The 20,048-nt window shown below is 35.3% G+C and carries 16 protein-coding genes and 4 tRNA genes; 12 read left to right on the top strand and 8 right to left on the bottom strand.

Annotated features, from left to right (window positions below; all coding sequences use genetic code 11):
• Positions 1–3: 3 nt before the first annotated feature.
• The 6 genes from QQS39_RS12055 to QQS39_RS12030 form a co-directional block, all read right to left on the bottom strand.
• Positions 4–606 (bottom strand): response regulator transcription factor, encoded by a 603-nt coding sequence (locus QQS39_RS12055; protein ID WP_151435507.1) that lies wholly within the window; start codon positions 604–606, stop codon positions 4–6.
• A 294-nt stretch (positions 607–900) separates the two neighbouring features.
• A complete protein-coding gene (gene bssS, locus QQS39_RS12050) occupies positions 901–1,155 on the bottom strand; it encodes a biofilm formation regulator BssS (protein ID WP_064720401.1) in 255 nt (84 codons plus the stop codon).
• A gap of 211 nt (positions 1,156–1,366) precedes the next feature.
• Positions 1,367–2,419, bottom strand: coding sequence for a dihydroorotase (gene pyrC, locus QQS39_RS12045; RefSeq protein ID WP_151435506.1), 1,053 nt, complete (start codon positions 2,417–2,419; stop codon positions 1,367–1,369).
• 198 nt (positions 2,420–2,617) lie between these two features.
• A tRNA-Asn gene (locus QQS39_RS12040) sits at positions 2,618–2,693 on the bottom strand.
• A 321-nt stretch (positions 2,694–3,014) separates the two neighbouring features.
• Positions 3,015–3,090 (bottom strand) — tRNA-Asn (locus tag QQS39_RS12035).
• 365 nt (positions 3,091–3,455) lie between these two features.
• A tRNA-Asn gene (locus tag QQS39_RS12030) sits at positions 3,456–3,531 on the bottom strand.
• A 296-nt stretch (positions 3,532–3,827) separates the two neighbouring features.
• Between QQS39_RS12030 and QQS39_RS12025 the strand changes: the two genes are divergently transcribed.
• Positions 3,828–4,769, top strand: coding sequence for an AraC family transcriptional regulator (locus QQS39_RS12025; protein ID WP_265576059.1), 942 nt, complete (start codon positions 3,828–3,830; stop codon positions 4,767–4,769).
• 90 nt (positions 4,770–4,859) lie between these two features.
• Positions 4,860–5,453: an NAD(P)H-dependent oxidoreductase gene (locus QQS39_RS12020; protein ID WP_151435505.1), complete on the top strand. Its 594-nt coding sequence runs from the start codon at positions 4,860–4,862 to the stop codon at positions 5,451–5,453.
• A gap of 151 nt (positions 5,454–5,604) precedes the next feature.
• On the opposite strand, the gene QQS39_RS12015 is transcribed toward QQS39_RS12020, so the two are convergent.
• A tRNA-Asn gene (locus tag QQS39_RS12015) sits at positions 5,605–5,680 on the bottom strand.
• A gap of 177 nt (positions 5,681–5,857) precedes the next feature.
• Positions 5,858–6,364, bottom strand: coding sequence for a YlaC family protein (locus QQS39_RS12010; RefSeq protein ID WP_285804608.1), 507 nt, complete (start codon positions 6,362–6,364; stop codon positions 5,858–5,860).
• A gap of 455 nt (positions 6,365–6,819) precedes the next feature.
• Between QQS39_RS12010 and cspE the strand changes: the two genes are divergently transcribed.
• From cspE to QQS39_RS11960, 10 genes are all read left to right on the top strand, one after another.
• Positions 6,820–7,032, top strand: coding sequence for a transcription antiterminator/RNA stability regulator CspE (gene cspE / locus QQS39_RS12005; protein ID WP_004243573.1), 213 nt, complete (start codon positions 6,820–6,822; stop codon positions 7,030–7,032).
• Positions 7,033–7,142: 110 nt separating this feature from the next.
• Entirely contained in the window at positions 7,143–7,337 is a 195-nt protein-coding gene (gene dsrB, locus QQS39_RS12000) for a protein DsrB (protein ID WP_196736388.1), read from the top strand.
• Between the two features lie 403 nt (positions 7,338–7,740).
• Complete coding sequence (locus QQS39_RS11995) at positions 7,741–8,439, top strand: MgtC family protein (RefSeq protein ID WP_151435502.1); 699 nt, start codon at positions 7,741–7,743, stop codon at positions 8,437–8,439.
• A gap of 3,729 nt (positions 8,440–12,168) precedes the next feature.
• Positions 12,169–12,519 (top strand): flagellar transcriptional regulator FlhD, encoded by a 351-nt coding sequence (gene flhD / locus QQS39_RS11990; protein ID WP_151435501.1) that lies wholly within the window; start codon positions 12,169–12,171, stop codon positions 12,517–12,519.
• 2 nt (positions 12,520–12,521) lie between these two features.
• Positions 12,522–13,103 (top strand): flagellar transcriptional regulator FlhC, encoded by a 582-nt coding sequence (gene flhC, locus QQS39_RS11985; protein ID WP_006533207.1) that lies wholly within the window; start codon positions 12,522–12,524, stop codon positions 13,101–13,103.
• A gap of 134 nt (positions 13,104–13,237) precedes the next feature.
• Complete coding sequence (motA, locus tag QQS39_RS11980) at positions 13,238–14,131, top strand: flagellar motor stator protein MotA (protein ID WP_151435500.1); 894 nt, start codon at positions 13,238–13,240, stop codon at positions 14,129–14,131.
• A 2-nt stretch (positions 14,132–14,133) separates the two neighbouring features.
• Positions 14,134–15,180: a flagellar motor protein MotB gene (motB, locus tag QQS39_RS11975; protein ID WP_196736387.1), complete on the top strand. Its 1,047-nt coding sequence runs from the start codon at positions 14,134–14,136 to the stop codon at positions 15,178–15,180.
• Positions 15,181–15,215: 35 nt separating this feature from the next.
• Entirely contained in the window at positions 15,216–17,381 is a 2,166-nt protein-coding gene (gene cheA / locus QQS39_RS11970) for a chemotaxis protein CheA (RefSeq protein WP_285804607.1), read from the top strand.
• Between the two features lie 21 nt (positions 17,382–17,402).
• The gene (cheW, locus tag QQS39_RS11965; RefSeq protein WP_023581802.1) at positions 17,403–17,903 is read left to right on the top strand and encodes a chemotaxis protein CheW; all 501 of its coding nucleotides are present in this window, start codon (positions 17,403–17,405) and stop codon (positions 17,901–17,903) included.
• A gap of 384 nt (positions 17,904–18,287) precedes the next feature.
• On the top strand, positions 18,288–19,994 hold the full coding sequence (locus tag QQS39_RS11960) for a methyl-accepting chemotaxis protein (protein WP_285804606.1): 1,707 nt from the start codon (positions 18,288–18,290) through the stop codon (positions 19,992–19,994).
• Positions 19,995–20,048 lie beyond the last annotated feature (54 nt).

Raw genomic sequence — 20,048 nt, 5'->3', positions numbered from 1 at the left:
GGATTATTTCTCATATATATATTTTAAAATATTATATATGAAAAATAATTCAATTCGATTTTTCACATTAATTTTTTCGGTAATATGCCTTTTGTGAGAATAGACTGTGCTACTACTAATAGAGAGTTTTTTAGCAATTTGATGATTAGGTATTTCATTCATCCAATAATTAATAATTTTTTGTTCTTGTGAGCTAAAAATAGAGCATAATGAATGTTTATAGGTTGGAAAGTAAACTTGGCAGCGAGAAGTGAATAAAGATGTCTTTTCAAGCACCCAAGGAAGTATTTTTTTTGGAAGGATAAAACAGTTATTTGTCAATGCGATAGGTCTTTCTTTGTCTGGGTAGTTAGCATCAAGATAAAGATAAAGCCGACAGCTTCTTGTTGAAATAAAAAAAAGTTGTAAATGTGGGCAATGTGCTATTTCTCGACAATATCTTGTGAGGTCAATAAATATAATATCTGGCATTGAGTGATTAATATAATTATTGGCTTCTTGTATAGATGACATGTCAATTATTTCATGCCTTACATTTCTCTTCGAAAAATAATGCTTTATACCATTACGAGTAAAAAAACATTCATCAATAATTAATACTTTCACAAATAACTTCCTTGTTTGTAGCTGTTTTAATTTATTAAAATAAAGATAACCTTATTTTATGTCAATTCGGCTTATATGTTCTTTTTTTGAAGATATATCGAATAAAAAGGTTATGATTACATTTTAATTAAATGAAAGTTGATTTATTAATATGGCTAATTATTTGCATACAGTAAGAGCGGGTTTATATATTGATATAAAAAATATGTGATAGTGGATTGTAGAGGGATAAAAAAAGAACAGGAGTACCAAGTACTCCTGCTTTGCGTTCGCTATCTTTTCTAGATCTTTTTATTAATGCTTGGTGTTGTCCGAAACAGAATCTTCAGATGATTCAATTTTATCAATACCTGCTTGAAGAATATGAATCAACTGTTTAGCTATGTCTGTTGTCAGCCAAAGTGTCTTATCTACAACTGCGTTTTCTGGATGATGTTCGTTTTCAGGAAGATAATGTAAACGCAACATCATGGCATCGTAGATGTCAACGGTACTGATGTCCCAGCCTACAACAGGATGTGTCTGAATAACTTCATTTTTTCTACTCATAATACCTCCTAATCATACAACCGGTTTTGACTAAGAGAGAAGCTCCCACACAAAGTGGTTACTTTTCAGTATACGAGATTTATCGTGATTAAAAAGATAAATTTTTGTTATAACAAAAAAATGTGTGCTGGCTCTGATAACAGAGTAATGCACCATTAACAGTCGAACAAATGTTATATGGTGCATTTTAGATAAATATCAAGGGGAAGGATTAATCGACAGTGATATCCCAATGAATATTTTCATTTGCTAAGAAAGGAATAAGCGCTTCATTACCACACAGGATTTGTGCTGGCGCCTCAACCGTTTTTTCCGTTAATGTGATTGTTCCTTCATTAACGGGTAAACCATAAAAACGAGGACCATTTAGAGAACAGAAGGCTTCAAAGTGTTGTAATGCATTGAGTTCTTTAAATACGGTTGCGTAGGCTGCTAGTGCGGTTGGCGCATTAAATACTCCAGCACAACCACAAGATGATTCTTTGCGATGTTGTAAGTGAGGTGCGGAATCCGTACCTAAGAAAAAGCGAGAGTTTCCTGATGCAACCGCTTCTCTTAGTGCTTCTTGATGAACGTTGCGTTTAAGAATAGGTAAGCAATATAGGTGAGGTTTAACGCCACCAACCAACATATGATTGCGGTTAAACATCAAATGTTGCGGAGTAATGGTGGCACCAAGAAATTCATTTCCTTCTAATACATACTGAGCGGCTTCTTTAGTTGTAATATGTTCAAAAACAATTTTTAGCTCAGGAAATTGCTTGCGTACAGGAGACATAACGCTATCAATGAAACGTGCTTCTCTATCAAAAATATCGATGCTTGAAGCGGTTACTTCGCCGTGGATCAGCAATGGCATGCCGATTTTTTCCATCACACTTAAGATAGGATAAATCTTTGTGATATCTGATACACCATGGCTTGAGTTAGTTGTTGCATTCGCAGGATAAAGTTTACAAGCGGTAAAAACACCTTGTAAGAAACCTTGTTCTACTTCTGAAGGCAATGTGCTATCGGTTAAATAGCAAGTCATTAACGGTTCGAAGTTATCACCGGCAGGAATAGCCGCTTTGATGCGATCACGATAAGTGCGAGCAGCTTCAATCGTTGTGACCGGTGGAACAAGATTTGGCATGACAATAGCTCTGCCAAAATAGCGACTGGTATAAGGAACAACAGTTTTTAGCATGTCATCATCACGAAAGTGAACATGCCAATCATCAGGACGGCGAATAGTGAGGGTGATAGGTTGTGCAGTGGTCATATACCGGCTCCGTGTGTCTTAGGAAAATCGAAAGATCAAGGATTGGATTGGACTAGATAGTCAAGCCGGAAACGAATGCTAATACGAAAACGATTAAATAGCTACCATTTAATCGCATTTTTTTATTATGTGTTTGGAATTTTGTAAGGTAAAACAGAGAATAAAATCAAAAGGTTACGAGGGTGACACAAAAAGAAATGGCTCCTCCAACTGGACTCGAACCAGTGACATACGGATTAACAGTCCGCCGTTCTACCGACTGAACTATGGAGGAACAACATTAAGTGGCGTGTATCATATAGTGGGTGATTTGATATGTCAAAGGACAATCGACAATATTTGTTTAAATGCATAGATAAACAACACATTGTGTGTTTCTAAAACAGATAATCTAATAATGACATAATGAACGCGTTTAAATGGCTATTTTTTTCACACTGAAAATTGAAAATAAAGATAAAAAATAAAGAGATAACGTATTTTAGACAATGCAGACTTTGAAAAATAAAATGGATAGAAAAAGGAGAAAGCTTTGATAATAGAGAAGGTAGAAAGCAAAAAGCCCGCACTGTAATAGCGCGGGCTTTTCTAAATTTGGCTCCTCCAACTGGACTCGAACCAGTGACATACGGATTAACAGTCCGCCGTTCTACCGACTGAACTATGGAGGAAGCGAGTTCTCGTGAGAACGAGACGGATAATAGCGAGGGTGATGAACTTTGTAAAGTAAAAAAAGTGAAATAATAGTTTAAGTGGTTAAAAAATAACTAATTTATGGTTTTTAAATCAAATAAGGTCGTTTTGAGTTTAAAAAATAGTCAGTAGAGTGATGCTGATTGAAACAGTCTTATAAACAGGCATTCTTTTATTGATGATTTTGAGTTAACACGAAATAGAAACTGAATAGAAATAGCAGATATATAAGATGAATATGTAGAGGATACAAAGGGCATAAACAAGAAAATAGAGGGATAAAAATAACTGGTGAGTAGAAAGCAAAAAGCCCGCACTGTAATAGCGCGGGCTTTTCTAAATTTGGCTCCTCCAACTGGACTTGAACCAGTGACATACGGATTAACAGTCCGCCGTTCTACCGACTGAACTATGGAGGAAGCGAGTTCTTGTGAGAACGAGGCGAATAATAGCGATCCTCGCTCACCTTGTAAAGTAAAAAAATGAAAAAAATAACTGTTTGCTCAAGAGTGCATCATATTGTTTCTTTTTTGATAAAAGTGTATAAAAAATAAATGGTTATCAGTAGAAATAATATTCGAAATTACATTTCTACTCGCTGAAATGAGTCTTACATGAGAAAGAAAAGATAAAGCATTTTTTTAAAAGAAAGTTTTTCATACTGTTTAGTAATACAATCTGACAAATTCAAAGACTAATTAAAGATCCCGAGACGATGGATACGACGAACTTATCATCCCCGATGATATTAGAGTTTGAGCAATTTAAAAAAACACTTCTTCTATATACAAAAGATAAAGAAGGGGGATGGGATACTGCAGTTTCTGGTTTAGCGTTATGTCGATATACCTCTATTACAGAGTCAGAAGGCTGGGTGTATGAACCCAGTTTGGCTATTGCTGCACAAGGTGCAAAGCGGATAACGATAGGGTTAGAGACGAATTGCTATCGCCCTATGAATATGCTTCTAACCTCATCAGAAATACCAACCTTTGCTAAAGTTTGTGAAGCTTCAAAAGAAACGCCTTTTTTAGCAATATTACTAAAGTTAGACCTCGCTCTATTACCTGAACTGCTAGCTGAAAATAAGTTTGAATTACTACAACAAAATAATGAGATCCGCGCTCAACAAATTGTTCAAGCAACCGCGCCAATCTTACAAGCCGTAACAAGGCTTATAAAACTAATAGATACACCAGAAGATGCACCTTTTATTGCTCCTTTGATCCAAAAAGAGATCCTTTATTACTTATTACGATCGAATGATGGTGCGCGTCAGCAACTATTAGCATCACAACATCCTCAGTGTCGGCAAATTAGCCATGCCCTGGATTGGATTAAACAACATTATCGCGAAATAATTCGGATTGAAGATCTTACAACGTTGGTGGGTATGAGCGCCTCTTCATTTCATTTTCACTTTAAAAACCGAACTGGCATGACACCGTTGCAATATCAAAAATGGCTACGACTGAATGAAGCAAGAAGGATCATGCTGATTGAAATGAGTGACGTTTCTGAAGCCGCATTTATTGTCGGCTATGAAAGCCCCTCACAGTTTAGCCGTGAATATCAGCGATTATTTGGCTTATCACCTTTAAAAGATATTCAACGATTAAAAGTATCGGGATCAGAAAGAGTATCTTTGGATTATTAGGCAAGAATAATGGAGAAATGAGTTAAGGCAGTAATAGATAATTGCGTTACAGTCATCTTATTAACGATGAGTATGCAAAGGAGTTTAGAAGTGACTAATGTTTTTATTATTAATGCTGCAAAAGAGTTTGATGGATCTAAAGGAAAACTCAACGACCATTTAACGCAAGTTGCCACAGAATTGTTGTCTTCGCATCAGATAAATGTGCAATCAACACGAATTGATGATGGTTATGATAATAACGAAGAAGTTGAAAAATATTTATGGGCCGATGTCATTATTTATCAAATGCCAGCATGGTGGATGGAAGGTCCTTGGATCTTAAAAAAATACGTTGATGATGTATTTAGTGCTGGGTATGGCAAAATGTATATTGATGATGGTCGTACACGAAAAGATCCTTCGAAAAAATATGGTTCGGGTGGATTATTACAAGGCAAAAAGTATCTTCTTTCTGTAACTTGGAATGCACCTTTTGGCGCTTTTGAAGAACAAGAACAGTTCTTTGAAGGAAAAGGAATTGATGCTGTCTATTTTCCATTCCATAAAGCGAATCAATTTTTAGGTATGGAAGGATTAAAAACTTTCGGAATGTTTGATGTGGTGAAACAACCGCAAATAGAACAAGACGTTGAAGCGTATAAAAAACACCTAAAACGAGAAATTATTGGAATAGCAGATTAGGTATTTATCGTGCCAGCTATAAATTATCTATCTATTAATCAATCAAGATAACGATCCAGATTGGATTTAGGTCGCTGATTTAGGTGATAGCTAATGTAGATAATAAGAACGCAGAAAGCCCGCACTGTAATAGCGCGGGCTTTTCTAAATTTGGCTCCTCCAACTGGACTTGAACCAGTGACATACGGATTAACAGTCCGCCGTTCTACCGACTGAACTATGGAGGAAGCGAGTTCTCGTGAGAACGAGGCGCATAATAACGATGATATATCAGAGTGTCAACGTTAAAAGTGGATTAAACATCTGTTTGGTTGGTTTATCAACAAAGTGGCTAAATAATAGAAGTTATTCTCTGTATAATAGCAGTTATTCTCCGTGTTTTTATATGTCACACGGAGAATCAATTAAATTTGAGGGGATAACTGTGATGCTGAAATTGATTGTTGAACAGGATCAAATGCCATCAAGTACACATCGTAAAAATGAATTTCTTGTTTTTTACTAATAATCTCGCGAATGTCTTCTTTTATTTTTTCGGATATTGCCGGGTGCTGGTGGATCTCACTTATGGCTTCATCAGAAAGTTTTTCAAAGGTATACCATTCACCGTTATAGCAAACTCTCAAATCGAGAACGCCAATATCTTCAAATTTATAAATAGGCTTTATATCAAATAACAAGATACCAGCCATCACTAAGAACATCACAGTAAAGAGCACGAGCGAGATAACACCAAAATAAGGTGAATAAATTAATAACGCAGCAAGCAATATATAAGAAAGAACCATACTGATACATAACCAGATATGGTTTTTTAAAAACTGACTATTAAAATGTGGTTTCCCGTCTCTTTTTTCTGCTTTATTGATCCGGTCTAAATCACGCTCTAAGATTTCTTTTAATACATTCATTGTAAATACCTTAAGAGATGAATGTTGCAAACTTGTTTCTTATTACTAGATTATCACGGGGACAAGATAAGCGGGTAGAACAGTTTTTTTTAATTCTGGCATTAACTGTTATTGTTAGGTGACTAAGAATATTCTTAGTCATTGTTAATAATAGAGATAAAATATCAAATAAATTTTATGCACAGTGATAAAAATAGAGGAAGAATTGTATTTTTAATGTGCAATTCGCATTTTTTTAATCTTTAGACGCATAAAACTATTGCTATTAAACTTGTCTCATGCGTTAATGAGTAAGGCCTCAATACAGACCTGATTTATGATTGACATTCTAAGTTAATGAGTTTTAAACAGCATCGCTTTTTGACCGTTTTCTTCATGTGTGCCCATAAGTTATAGGTAGTTCAGGCCAGTAGATGCCGAGAAGGCAACGTTTTATTGATATATAGGAAAGTCACATGTCTGACAAAATGAAAGGTCAAGTTAAGTGGTTCAACGAGTCTAAAGGCTTTGGTTTTATTACTCCAGCAGACGGAAGCAAAGACGTATTCGTTCACTTTTCTGCCATTCAAGGTAACGGTTTCAAAACTCTGGCTGAAGGTCAGAACGTAGAATTCACAATTGAAAACGGTGCAAAAGGTCCAGCAGCTGCTAACGTAACAGCTCTGTAATTTAAAGCCTTTTAAAAATTTTCTTCAAGCCTGTCACCTTATGGTGGCAGGCTTTTTCTTTATGGGTAAAATAAAGAAAAAGAGAATGATAATATTTATCAGGAGAGAAAATGCAGGTTAATGATAACGTTGTTGTGAAAACTGATGGTATTGCCGATCGTGAAGGAACTATCCTACTTGTCGAAGAATTTAATGAAGGCATAATGTATTTAGTATCACTCCCTGAATATCCAAAAGGAATTTGGTTTTTTAATGAAAAAGAGGGCGGAGAAGGGACATTTGTTAGACCAATACAGCAAAAGTGACTGACGTTTAGGTACGGTTCATTTACATTTTCAAATCAGCTACTTATACTTTTGCCAAATTTCAGTTAGGAGAAAACACTGTGGAGACACAAAGTTGTAGGTTAATGATAACCCCATTAATCGAGAATAATTTTATTCAAAATAACAGGTAAGCTGTTTTCTTCACTAAAACTGCTTACCATTTTGGTGGGCAGTGCATTGTAATATTCCTTTCTTATATATTCCTATTATGCACTTACCCAAATAATTTCCCTTATGCTTCTAAAATAAGAAGGGTAATTTTATGTGCTACATTTTTTTCTCTCTATTTCCTCCACCTAAGGCGATGAATTAATTTCAACACTCTGAATTATCAGAGCAAAATTTTCATATCAATTTTAATCATCATGTAGAGGAAATAAACATGACGATGACGCCTTATATTTTAAATCTCGTGATTGCAATGTGTCTTGGTGCTTTGATTGGTGCCGAACGTCAATGGCGACAAAGAATGGCCGGTTTAAGAACAAATGCTTTAGTTGCAACGGGTGCGGCTGTTTTTATTTTAAGTTCAATAGAAACTTCGCCAGATAGCCCTGGTCGGATTGCGGCTCAAGTTGTTTCAGGTATTGGGTTTCTTGGTGCAGGTGTGATCATGCGTGAAGGAATGAATATACGGGGGCTTAATACAGCTGCCACGCTTTGGTGTTCAGCAGGAATTGGCGTGTTATGTGGCTTAGGTTTATATCAATTGGCAACCATAGCAACAGTTCTTATTCTTTGTGCGAATATCTTACTGCGAGAGGCTGCTCAGCGGATAAACGCGCAACCACAACATCAAGCAATAGATATAGAGCAACGCTACTCAATACGAATTATTTGTCATGAAGAAGATGAAGTTTTAGTGAGAACACTTATTTTGCAAGCCATCAATGGATTACACGTTCGATTACAGTCTTTAAGCAGTGCTGATACATTGATGCCTAGCCAGTTGGAAGTTTGTGCTGAATTACTGGCAACACCTGTCGAGCAAAAAGAGATAGAAGCGATTGTTTGCAGAGTAAGTTTAGAAAAGAGTGTCAGTGCAATTAATTGGAAGATAGCGGCAGAGCATCCCGCTTGATGGATCTTTTCAAGATACTATCTTTCTACTTAAGACGCCCTATATTAAATGTAGGGCGTTTTTTTGTCGTATAAAGACCGAGATAGATATCCAATTATAAAGTTATTTCAAAAAGGAATATGAATATTGATAAAAGTTATAAAGAATATAACTTTGCAATTTGTAAGTAATAGAGCTGCCATATTTCAAGCTGTTGTGTCGTCGATTATGCTTATTCATCCCAGTCACATATTTTTGTTTGTTCTTCGTAAACCATTCACTTTTGCCTATCCAAGCCTCAAGTTATTAAGAGCTTTAGCATAAGGCTTAATTCTAAAACTCATTTCTCTGATGTGAATAATGAGATCTTAGCCATAAGTTACGTATTATTACTGATATATAGAAATAAAGTATTTTGTTTGTGTAATTATTATTTTTGTAACTATTACTTAATGGAATAAAAAGTAGAAAAATGAACTTAAAAAAACTAATTAAAATACACAGTAGGGGGGGGAATATATTCATTTTCGTTTTAATAAAAACAAACATTTTTACCTAAATTGATTCATGTCCAATTATTTGTATTGTGGTTAACCCGTATATCATGAGTTATGAATGAAAAAAGTTGAACAGAGTTTAGGTATATTTGATGCGCTCTCTCATCTTTATTGATTGCTCGTTCTAGGCTGATTTGATTTATCTTTGTTTATTTTGTTTTTAATAAATAGAAAAAGCTAAAATCAAGTAAGCGATTGCTACCCTTGGTTTACTTATTAAATGAGGTACTTAGGAGTATTGTAGGACAAAAAATCGTTATTAAGGGGCTTAATGCAGTATAGAATTTGGGGTGAAAATAGATGTTTTCCATTGATTATATTGAATTTTTTTTTAATACCTAAATTATACTCTCAAATTATTTCAATGTATTTGGTGAAAATTTTATCAATATTTTCTATCGTATTTAATTTAAGTATGATTTTTTGAGTAATGTTTTTAATTTAATCAAATTAGACCATTCAAAAAATGGGGGAAAATTCAGGAAAACGGTGAGTTTAGACCTCTACAGTAAAGCTGATGAATTGCGGCGGTATGTTGTTTGTAATCACTAATCAATTATGAATGAAAATCTTTTGAAAAATTGTAGGATTTTTTGTAAAGGTCATGTAGAGAAAATGATACCAATAAGTAATCTTATAATAAGAGTAGAAAAATCACACCACTCTTTCCATTCAATAAAATAATAATTTCAAAATTATCTTGTTTACAACTTTGTCAAGGACGTAAATCTTACTTATTACAGAAAGAGAATTATCTTAGTGTGAAATAGATGTGTCATTAGTATTTGCTGTAAAAATATATATAAAAGATAATTGTGGTACTGACCTTTTTCGATTTACTAAAAAAGATAAAAACAACGATAAGAGGAACTTTAATTTAAAAAATTGCTGGTATAAAAGGGTGAACAATCATTTCATGTTTGCTTACTAAAAACGATGTAACTCATTTCAATAGAACTGAAAGCAATGCATAAAGTATTTGCATTCACGACATGAATAATCTCAATTATTACTTTTGAAAAATACGGTTACAATATTTTTCAAAACCTTTCTTTTCCAAAAATTTAGAACAGTTTGGGTGTATAGAATACTAAGCTCTGTTATTGGTTTTTAAGACTAATCTAATAAATGAGATATAAGCCTTGATTATTTAGATACACCAATATTTTTATTAGGTTTTTATAGAGAGGAAAAGTCTTTTTAAACGCAAAATTACTCATAAAAAGGGTAACAAAATGAGTAAAATTAGTGATTAGAATAGAGAAATATTTAGAGATATATTTTAGCGCTTTAAGTAAAGATATACCGATATATAAATCTTTATACTCTGCTAAGCCCATCCACATCAACTTTTGTTAAGTAATGACGCTGTTACGAAGTCAGCACTTTTGGCTCTGTAATGTCTTGATACTTGTGCTAGCTAGGTTGAAAAAAAGAGGTTAACTACACGATAAGAGAGAAAGTGAAACAATGCTCATCATTGGTAAGAGCAAAACCAATTGCTGTTAGGGGTTGTTTTGGGGCTAAAAGGTAACATTTGATATTTTTTAGTTCGCACTAATGCTAATAGAATAGTCAATGAGATGTTATTTTGATCATATTTGTTTTTCTGTCTTTACATTGAAAAAGTTGATGTATACAAGTGTTAACTTCAGGTTGTCATATTTGCCATTACCGCCGTTTATTGTGTTGAGATAATGTTGATAACAGGAAAAACAGAATTTATATTCTGCATTATTATTTTATGAATTAATCACTTTATATTGGAGATCTTGGGATTTTTTTTTATGAAATTGAAATTTATATTTCATAAAATGTCTTTTTTCTATAAAAAAAGAGGTGTGTTTATATAAGACATAAATTATAAATCTGCTTTTTTTCTTTATATTTTTTTAATGGGTATTATATTGTTAATTAATTGTCGATTATTTTATTAATATATATCTATATAAGGAGAAAAATAATCGGATTTTAATTTAATTTTTTACACTAATAAATTATGACTTTATTTTATAAAAAAATGCTTGTTTTTTTAAATTTAACTTAAGTTAAATGATGTATTATTTTTATATTCTATTTTGAATTGATAATTAAATAACAGGTTTTTTCATTTAATTAAATAAAAAAATACTCTTCTATTTTTATATTAAAGTTGTGGTAATTTAAAATTTATTTTGTTCATAAAATACACTGTAATTCATAAATAAAACTTACTTATGTGTGGGTATTATTTCTATGTGATTAATTTACAACCAAGAAAACACTTATTAAGAGTTCTGTAATTTAAGTGTTAAATAGCGCTTAATAATCATTAGTTAAATTGTATTATTACGGTTGAAACTTTAATAATGTGGAAATAAATATTCAATGATTTAAGGGTGAAGATGCATAACTAAGAATTTAATTTTATATGACTTATCGTCCTGCTTAATAAATGTATTGAATTATGGTGTTGATTTTAAAGAATAATTTCTGTTGCAAAATAATAAAAAAATTTAGGATAACTATAAATAATTAGAATTGATTATTTTTCAAACAAATTGTAAATAAAAAGTGATCATTTCTGAAGGTTTACGTAAATGACGAAAAAAATAATATCTATAGAAATATTTATTAAATTTGGGAGCCTTGTTTAGATAAAGATGAGGAGGAGATATATCAATATATGTTACTGTGATCAAAAAAATCTACAATTGCGGATTTGTCAAATTTTTATGCTGTATTTTTAGGTTTATAAGTTTAATAGATCGTATAAAATAAAAAATTATCATTAATATTTTAATTTGGGTAGATTAGCTTATTAATTTACACCAAGTTTTATTACTTTTATCACTTGAATAGTTAATGAACTAATTCCATAATAATGATTATCTTTTTGTGATGTGACTCACATAGTATTTAAATTAGACTACTTTATCCGTTGAATAACTTAATCGTTAGGGAGTAAAGTTGTGGCGTTAGGATTATTCTTAACGAGCTATATTGGCGAGCATTTAAAGTTTACTTTTAATTTAAATGTTTTTTTCGCTACTTTTGAAAATGACCGTAACTAAGTAATACAAGGTAGTGTTACTACGAGTCATGTTCATAAAATGGGGCCTGGAAATTTAATATTACATTTATATTAATTTCCTCGGGATCTTTCATTAGAGAGATCCTCTTTGTTCAATATAATCGGACGGGATGTAAAGAGATGAGTACGGTTGAATTGCTTAAGCATATTTATGACATAAATTTATCGTATTTGCTTTTAGCGCAAAGGTTAATTAACCAAGAAAAGGCTTCCGCAATGTTTCGGCTTGGGATTAGTGACGCAATGGCGGATGCGCTAGCAGAGCTTACATTGCCTCAATTGGTTAAGTTGGCTGAAACAAACCAACTAATCTGTAATTTCCGGTTTGAAGACAGCGAAACAATAGAACAACTCACTAAAGAATCTAGAGTGGATGATTTACAACAAATTCATACTGGCATTCTTCTTTCTTCTAACTTGTTTCGTCAGTTATCGGAACAAGACACTAATGCGACAAAGAAACGGGCATAACAATGAGTGAGAAAAGTATCGTCCGAGAAGCGAAAGATATTCGCTTAGCAATGGAATTAATCACCTTGGGTGCCCGCTTACAAATGCTTGAAAGTGAAACTCAATTAAGTCGGGGGCGTTTAATTAAATTATACAAAGAATTAAGAGGTAGCCCCCCTCCAAAAGGAATGCTGCCATTTTCAACGGATTGGTTTATGACATGGGAACAAAATATCCATTCTTCAATGTTTTATAACGCTTATCGCTTTTTATTAAAAAATGGCGGTTGTGTTGGTGTTGAGGCTGTTGTTAAAGCTTATCGTTTATATTTAGAACAATGTCCACCTGTTAAAGATCAAGAACCTATTTTAGCACTAACAAGAGCATGGACATTAGTACGCTTTGTTGAAAGTGGCATGTTGCAACTTTCCGTTTGTACCAAATGTAATGGTTCATTTATTACACACGCACACCAGCCAGCTAGCAATTATGTTTGTAGTCTTTGCCAGCCACCTTCTCGCGCAATAAAAAAACGTAAACTTTCCGCCAATCCTGCCGATATTAACTTACAACTGTTGGATGGTCTTGAACAGTTTGCAATGTGATTCGAGATTGAAAGTTAAATATCAGGTTATAGAGTTTAGTTATCTATAACCTGAGCCGTTTCCTCTCCCCCTCCTATCTCTTGCTGCTATGTTCGCCATTCTCTCTATAACGAAATTAGCTAAAGGGATATCGCGTGTTAGTACTCTTAGGATATATCGTGGTTATGAGCGCCGTCATCGGGGGATATCTTCTCGTCGGTGGTAGTTTAGGCGCCTTGTACCAGCCAGCCGAATTTATAATCATCTTTGGTGCCGGTGTCGGTGCTTTTATTGTAGGTAATAATGGTAGAGCAATTGTATCAACAATGAAGATCCTACCGAAGTTGCTTCGTAGTACAAATTACAATAAAGCGATGTACATGGATTTAATGGCACTGATGTTTCGTTTATTGTCAAAAGCACGTCAGAACGGGATGTTGGCATTAGAGAGAGATATCGAAAACCCACAACAAAGTGACATTTTTTCTCAATATCCTCGCATTATGAAAGATGCTTATATGCTCAGTTTTATTACTGACTATATGCGTTTAATGGTGACAGGGAATATGAACCCTTATGAAATTGAATCTCTGATGGATGAAGAGATTGCAACTTTTGAGGAAGAGAGCGAAGTCCCTGCAACAGGTTTATCAGCGATGGGGGATTCACTCCCTGCGTTTGGTATCGTTGCCGCTGTTATGGGTGTTGTTAATGCGCTAGGTGCTGCGGATAGACCAGCCGGTGAAATGGGCGTATTAATTGGACATGCAATGGTTGGTACTTTCTTAGGTATTTTATTAGCTTATGGCTTTATTTCACCATTAGCTTCTAGACTCAGACAGCGCTCTAGTCAGCAAATGAAAATGATGGAGTGCATTAAAACAACATTGTTATCTAGCATGAACGGATATGCACCACAGATAGCGGTTGAATTTGGACGTAAAACCCTCTTTCTGGCAGACAGACCTTCTTTTATTGAATTGGAAGAACATGTACGTCAGGTACGGACACCAATGCAGGCAAATCCTGATGCAATGAAAGAAGAGTAATTATGAAGAGTAATTCACAGATCATTCGAGTTAAAAAGCGAGGGAGAAAGCAACATAACGCTCACGGTGGTGCATGGAAGATAGCTTATGCTGACTTTATGACTGCAATGATGGCTTTCTTTCTTGTCATGTGGTTACTTTCAATCTCTAGTCCACAAGAATTAACTCGTGTAGCCGAATATTTTCGTACGCCATTAAAAGTCGCGATTGAAAAAGGGCGATTTAGTGGGGATGCAACCAATCCTATTCCTGGAGGAGGGCGTGATCCTGTCTATAACGAAGGTGATATTTTGCCAAAAGGCCAGGAAGATAAACAGCTCAATGAAAAGCAACAATTTCGCCGATTAAAAGAAAATTTAGAGCAAGTTATTTTAAACGATCCTCGGTTAAAAGATCTGAAACCTCATTTATTAATAGACATGATGGATGAAGGATTACGAATTCAGATTATAGATAAAGAAAGCAGACCTATGTTTAGGGTCGGTAGTGCTACCGTTGAACCTTATATGAAGGATATTTTGACGGCAATAGCACCTATTTTAAATGACACGCCATACAAAATCAGTTTATCGGGTCATACCGATGATATTCCTTATGCAAGTGGCGCTTTTAAATATAGTAACTGGGAACTATCAACGGATCGCGCGAATGCCTCTCGTCGAGAATTAATTGGTGCGGGATTGAGTGAATGGAAAGTGTTGCGTGTTGTAGGTATGGCATCAACAGTTCATTTAGTTAAAGAGGATGGTTTTGCACCTGCTAACCGACGGATCAGTATTTTGGTCTTAACGAAGCAAGCAGAACAAAAAATTGTACAAGAAAATGAGCGGGTTGCACCGACAGTAACAGGGGCTTCAGAAATTGAACCTCTACTTTCAGGGCAAGAAACCCCACAAGAAAAAGCAGGAAACACACAGACGGGTTCGTCTGTGTCTTCTGCATCTGAGCTTCCCGAATCAAAAAAGGAAAATGTTGAAACAGGAGTTTCTGGGGAAAGTTTGCCATCACAATCGACAAATATTACGACAAAGCAGGGAACTGCCCCCTAATTTGTTAGTAATCGCGTAAAGGTGAATGAGTAACGATGGATATTACTGAGTTTTATCAAACATTTTTTGATGAAGCAGATGAGTTGTTAGCTGATATGGAACAGCATTTACTGTTACTTGATCCTGCAAATCCAGATCAAGAACAGATGAATGCGATTTTCCGTAGTGCACACTCCATAAAAGGAGGAGCTGCAACATTTGGCTTCGTTAAACTTCAACAGACCACTCATGTGCTTGAAAACTTGCTCGATAGTGCAAGACGTCATGAGATGGCGCTCACCGACGACATTATTAACCTGTTTCTGGAAGCGAAAGATATTATGCAACAGCAATTGGATGCACATAAAAACTCACAAGAACCTGATGAGGAAACATTTAACTATATTTGTGAGAAGTTGCGTCAGCTGGCTCTCGATGTAAAAGAAGAACAATCCGCTCCTCACGTTGAGGCTGTTGCTGGATCTGAAACTTCAGACTTACAGACCACAATGATTGAAACGCCTGTTTTGTCATCTGACGCTGAAAATGTGCAAAGTGAAGCCGTAGAAACCATGGTTGAAGTCGCATCGACAATGGCGGCTGATGGACATTATTACCATCACATTATTTTGTCTGATCTTAAAGAGACAGATATTGATTTAATGCTTGATGAATTAAAACATCTTGGTGAAGTTAGCCAAGTTGAAAAACAGCATCATGGTCTTGAAGCAATATTAAAAACCACTGCAACAGAAGAAGATATCAGCGCTGTACTTTGTTTTGTGATTGAACCTGAACAAATCTCGTTTAAAAAAGTGGCTGTTGCAGAAAAAGCACCAGAAAAAAACACAGTTACAGAAGAAAGTACAACATCTGTTGATGATGCTCATGTTGAAAACCACGTTGAGCAACCCGCGCCTGAAAAAGTGAAGCCATCCGCAGAGTTGGCTAAAGCACCCGCGGCATCGGCAACACCAGCGAAAAGACCTGTTGCAGCCGCGACACCAAAAACAGAATCAAGCAGTATTCGTGTTGCAGTTGAAAAGGTTGACCAACTAATTAACTTAGTGGGTGAGCTGGTTATTACTCAGTCAATGTTGGCACAGCACAGTGATAGTCTTGATCCGGCAATATATAGTGATTTACTAAGTTGTATTGCTCAGTTACAGCGCAATTCTCGTGATTTACAAGAATCTGTTATGTCAATTCGTATGATGCCGATGGAATATGTTTTCAGTCGCTTCCCTCGTGTTGTGCGTGATGTTGCAGGTAAAATGAATAAGAAAGTTGAGCTAAACATGATTGGTAGCTCAACAGAACTTGATAAAAGCTTAATTGAAAAAATTATCGATCCTTTAACTCACTTAGTTCGTAACAGTCTTGATCATGGTATTGAAATGCCGGCCGATCGTGTTGCAGCAGGTAAACCGGAAGCGGGGCAATTAACCCTGTCTGCGGAACATCAAGGCGGTAATATTTGTATTGAAGTGACTGATGATGGTGCTGGATTAAACCGCGAACGTATTTTGAAAAAAGCGATTTCATCAGGGCTTGCAGTTTCTGAAAATATGAGCAATGAAGAAATTGCGATGCTGATTTTTGCACCTGGTTTTTCTACCGCAGAAGTCGTCACAGATGTTTCTGGTCGTGGTGTGGGTATGGATGTTGTAAAACGAAATATCCAAGAGATGGGTGGCCAAATTCAAATTAGTTTTGAAGTGGGTAAAGGGACGCGTATTCGTATTTTACTTCCACTGACATTAGCAATTTTAGATGGTATGTCTGTGAAAGTTCATGATGAAGTCTTTATTTTGCCATTAGGAACGGTAGTCAGTTCTTTACAACCGGAAGAAGATGATATTTATCCATTGGCTGGTGATGAGAAATTATTACAGGTCAGAGGGGAATATTTACCACTGATTGAACTACATCGTACTTTTAATATTGAAGGCGCTCAAACTGATATTACCCAAGCAATTGCGGTTATTGTTCAAAGTGCCGGACGTCGTTATGCTTTATTGGTCGATCAATTAGTTGGTCAGCATCAAGTTGTTGTTAAAAATATAGAAAGCAATTACCGAAAAGTTCCTGGTATATCTGCTGCAACAATTATGGGCGACGGTAGTGTGGCTTTAATTCTTGATGTACCAGAATTGCAACGTTTAAGTCATACACAAATGACGAATAAGAAAAAGAATACAACTGCGAGCGCAGTCATTTAATAGTGAGGATAAAATAAGATTATGGCTTCGGAACATTTCGAGAAATTATCCGGTGAAACTGTTGGACAAGGATTTCTAATTTTTACGCTGGGTGATGAAGAATATGGAATTGATATTTTAAAGGTTCAAGAAATTCGTGGATATGATCAAGTTACACGTATTGCTAATTCACCTAGTTTTATTAAAGGTGTAACTAATTTACGGGGCGTTATTGTTCCGATAGTTGATCTGCGTATTAAATTTTCACAAGAAAGTGTAACTTATAATGACAATACTGTTGTTATTGTGGTTAACTTATTAAATCGAATTGTGGGAATTGTTGTTGACGGTGTTTCTGATGTTCTTACGCTAAAACCAGAGCAGATCTGCCCTGCGCCAGAGTTTGCAGTCACAATGTCTACTGAGTATTTAACCGGTTTAGGTACTTTAGATGAAAGAATGCTTATTCTTGTTGATATTGAAAAATTACTCAACAGTGAAGAAATGGAATTAGTCGATAGCGCAACAATTCAAGCTAAATAAGTTTTGTTTTTTTAAAAAATAATCTAAATACTGTTCCGGTAATTTTGCCGGAATAGCTATTTCTACCTTTTTTTATTTTATTAGCGAGTGCTAAAGCATTAAATTAACTTTAAGTAAAATTAAAAGATAAAAAAGAACTAATAATTTTGGTTAAGTTCTATTTTATTATTTATTAACTTATAAGTAGCTATCACCTAGCTGTAATATTTTTCTACTGACGGAAATAACTTTAAAGTTTTTTATACTTATAATTTTAATTAAAAACAGTATTACCACCGCTTTCTAATGGAGCAAAAATGCAACTAAGGCGAAATGAATCCTATAAAGTTTCTCTTAAGTCTGCCGATAACTTGCTCATTACCATTTATTATAAAAAGGGAAACTATGTTTAGCCGAATGAAAATAGTGACTGGATTATTATCCATTCTTCTGTTGTTTGGTGTTTTGCAATTTGTCTCAGGGGGTGTTTTTTACTCAAATATAATTGAGACAAGAAATGACCTTAATAAAACACTGATAATACAGGATCAACGTGAGCGCCTAGATGAAAGCTGGGCTAACTTACTGCAAGCTCGTAATAATATTAATCGTGCAGCGATTAGTTTTTTATTACAAGACAAAAATATGAATGTGGATGATTCTCTGTCTGTTGATTATTTAACGGGTCTTGCTCGTAAAAATATGTCTCGTGCAGACGAGAAATTTAAAGAATTTGAAAAGAATATTACTGCTTATCAAGTTCACTCAGAAGATGATGTTCGTAGCCTAAAAGGGCGTTTTATCGAATATTTCTCTGCATTAAACCAACTAGAAATTTTACTTCAAGATAGAAATTTAAAAGACTTTTTTGAGCAACCAACTACGGGTTATCAAGACGCTTTTTATAAAGAATATCTTGCATATGTCATGCGCAATGAGAAATTTAACGAAGAGTTAAATGTGGCACTAGAAGCCTCTCACCAACGTACTGTCATTACTATGGTTGTGTTAGCCATTATCGTTATCTCGGCATTAATTCTATGCTGGTTTGCATTACGTAATGCCTTAATTAGACCATTAAATTCACTTCTATTAAGTATTAAAACCTTCTCTGAAGGTGATTTACGTCCAAATATCGAAGTGAATGGCCGCAATGAAATGAGCTTGTTAGCAAATGGCTTAAAACATATGCAACAAGAGCTTATTCAAACTGTTCGTGGTGTCTATCAAAGCACGGAAAACATTTATAACAGTACAAGTGAAATTGCTGCTGGAAATAATGATTTATCTGCCCGTACAGAAGAGCAAGTGGCTTCGTTAGAAGAAACTGCCGCAAGTATGGAACAGTTAACGGCGACCGTGAAACAGAATGCTGACAATGCTCGCCAAGCAAGTAACCTTGCTAATGACGCCTCAGATATTGCCCGCCAAGGCGGAAAAGTTGTTGCTAATGTGGTGCAAACAATGCACGACATAGCCGGAAGTTCTCAGAAAATCACTGATATCACTGCTGTTATCGATGGCATTGCATTCCAGACCAATATTTTGGCGCTGAATGCGGCTGTTGAAGCGGCAAGAGCCGGTGAGCATGGTCGCGGATTTGCGGTAGTTGCCGGTGAAGTTCGTAACCTTGCACAGAGAAGTGCAGAAGCTGCTAAAGAAATAAAAACACTGATTGAAGATTCTGTAAGTCGTACTGAAACGGGTTCTGTACTCGTTGAAAGTGCGGGGGAAACGATGACGCGTATTGTGGATTCTGTAACGCGTGTTACTGACATCATGGGCGAAATCGCTTCTGCATCAGATGAGCAAAGCCGAGGTATTTCACAAGTTGGTCTTGCGGTTTCTGAAATGGATCGTGTCACTCAGCAAAACGCCTCTTTAGTAGAACAATCTGCAGCCGCTGCTGCTGGTCTTGAAGATCAAGCAGTTGCATTAACCCGCTTAGTTTCAATCTTCAAATTACCGGGTCAGGAAGAAAAAACGCTAGAAAGAAAGGAATCGGATGCAACCCCTGTAGTTAAAGCCGCTGCTCCACTTATAAAACCAGGAACCTCAGAAAAGAAAAAGAGCAGCAGTGTTGAAGATCCCGCTAACTGGGAAACTTTCTAACAACAACAAGTGGCTGACAAGCGGTGGCTTTTTACCACCGCTTTAAACGAGGTG

Source organism: Proteus appendicitidis (assembly GCF_030271835.1).
GTDB lineage: Bacteria > Pseudomonadota > Gammaproteobacteria > Enterobacterales > Enterobacteriaceae > Proteus > Proteus appendicitidis.
This window is presented reverse-complemented; position numbering and strand designations above follow the sequence as displayed.